1 protein-coding gene is annotated in these 2056 nt (G+C 51.3%); it reads left to right on the top strand.

Annotation, left to right across the window (positions count from 1 at the left end; all coding sequences use genetic code 11):
* Window positions 1–2056 (top strand): bifunctional proline dehydrogenase/L-glutamate gamma-semialdehyde dehydrogenase PutA (gene putA, locus KDK17_RS17035; RefSeq protein ID WP_257288630.1); only part of this gene is annotated, 2056 nt, incomplete at both ends.

Raw genomic sequence — 2056 nt, 5'->3', positions numbered from 1 at the left:
AAGAATGGTCGAAAGCCAAGAGAGAAAGGCTACACCTATTCTTTTGATATGCTGGGTGAAGCGGCACTGACCGAAAAAGATGCACAGAAATATCTGGCTTCCTATATGGCGGCTGTCGAGTCCGTTGGCCTGGAACAGAGTATCGGTGATAAAGGCCTTCGTCCCACCGTTTCTATCAAACTGTCTGCCTTGCATCCCCGTTATGAAGTGGCCAATGAAGCCCGTGTTCTTAAAGAACTGTTTGGCAGTGTGCTGGGACTGATTCGAAGTGCCAGAAGTCTGAATGTGGGAATCACCATTGATGCCGAAGAGCAAGATCGCCTTGAGCTGTCACTGAAACTGTTCGAGAAGCTCTACCGTCATCCTGAATGCCGGGGGTGGGGTGGTTTTGGATTGGTTGTTCAGGCCTACGGTAAGAGAGCACTCCCCGTTCTTGCCTGGTTGGCTGCTCTGGCAAAAGAGCAGGGTGATGAAATTCCTGTGCGTTTGGTAAAAGGCGCCTACTGGGACAGTGAAATCAAACTGTGTCAGCAGTCAGGATATTCCGGCTACCCGGTTTATACTCGCAAAGAAGCAACAGACGTCGCTTATTTGGTGTGTGCACGTTTTCTGCTGAGTGAGCCTGTTAAAGGGACTATTTATCCCCAGTTTGCTACCCACAATGCTCATACTGTCGCCAGCATTCTGAGCATGGCTGAACACAAACAATATGAATTCCAGCGTCTGCACGGAATGGGCGATGCCCTCTATAACACAGTGCTGGATCAGGAAAAATCAGACGTTCGCATTTATGCACCCGTGGGTAGTCACAAAGATTTGCTGCCCTACCTCGTGCGCCGACTACTGGAAAATGGAGCTAACTCATCCTTTGTTCATCGTCTGGTGGATGCCAGGACGCCTGCGGTGGATCTGGTGCATCATCCTGTCAGTGTGCTTGAGAAACACAGCTCTCTGGCCAATGACCGAATTCCCTTACCTTCAGATATTTTTGGAGGGGACAGAGTCAATTCCATAGGTGTAAATATCGATATTGAGTCCCAATGGCAGCCTTTTTCGAAATCGGTTCAGAAGTTTATGAGCCAAACATGGCAGAAAGGCCCTGTGATTTCCGGTCAACAGGTTGAAACTGGAATAGCGGAAGATGTGCAGTGTCCTTATCAGCTCAGTGAGCTGGCTGGTCGTCTGTATTACGCCGGAGAAAAAGAAGTGGATCAGGCTATTTCAGTGGCTCACAAGGCGTTTGACAGCTGGAATCAGACGCCAGTAGAAACTCGTGCCCAGAGCCTTGAAAAGCTGGCAGGTCTGTTGGAAGCCAATCTTGAAGAGCTGGTGGCACTCTGTCACAAAGAAGCCGGCAAGACGATTCACGACAGTCTCGATGAAGTGCGAGAGGCGGTTGACTTCTGTCGTTATTATGCCAACCAGGCTCGTGAGAAATTCTCTGCACCTCAGGTTATGCCCGGGCCTACCGGCGAATCTAATGAGCTTTATCTGACCGGTCGTGGTGTATTCCTTTGCATCAGTCCCTGGAACTTCCCTCTGGCTATTTTCCTGGGGCAGGTTGTCGCGGCTCTGGCCTCCGGTAACACCGTTGTGGCTAAGCCCGCCGAGCAAACTACTCTCATTGCGGCACGTGCTGTTGAGATGATGCTGGAAGCCGGCGTGCCTGCCGATGTGATTCAATTGGTTCCGGGTGAAGGTAAGGATATTGGTCATCAGTTGACCACCGATCCCCGAATTGCTGGTGTCGCTTTCACCGGTTCAACCCAGACAGCGAGACTCATAAACCAGACTCTGGCTGCGCGTGAGGGCGCTATCATTCCACTGATCGCTGAGACCGGTGGTCAGAATGCCATGATCGTAGACTCCACTGCTCTGCCGGAGCAGGTCGTTAATGACGTTGTTCAGTCAGCTTTCGCCAGTGCCGGGCAGCGTTGTTCTGCTCTGCGGGTTCTCTACGTTCAGGATGATATTGCTGAACGTATTGAGGACTTGCTGGTCGGTGCGATGGCAGAACTGAAGGTGGGTAATCCAGCTCTGCACGAAACAGACCTTG

This window comes from Endozoicomonas sp. SESOKO2 (genome assembly GCF_024606245.1).
Lineage (GTDB): Bacteria > Pseudomonadota > Gammaproteobacteria > Pseudomonadales > Endozoicomonadaceae > Endozoicomonas_A.
Note: the sequence above shows the minus strand (reverse complement) of the source record. Positions and strands in the feature narration are given on the sequence as shown.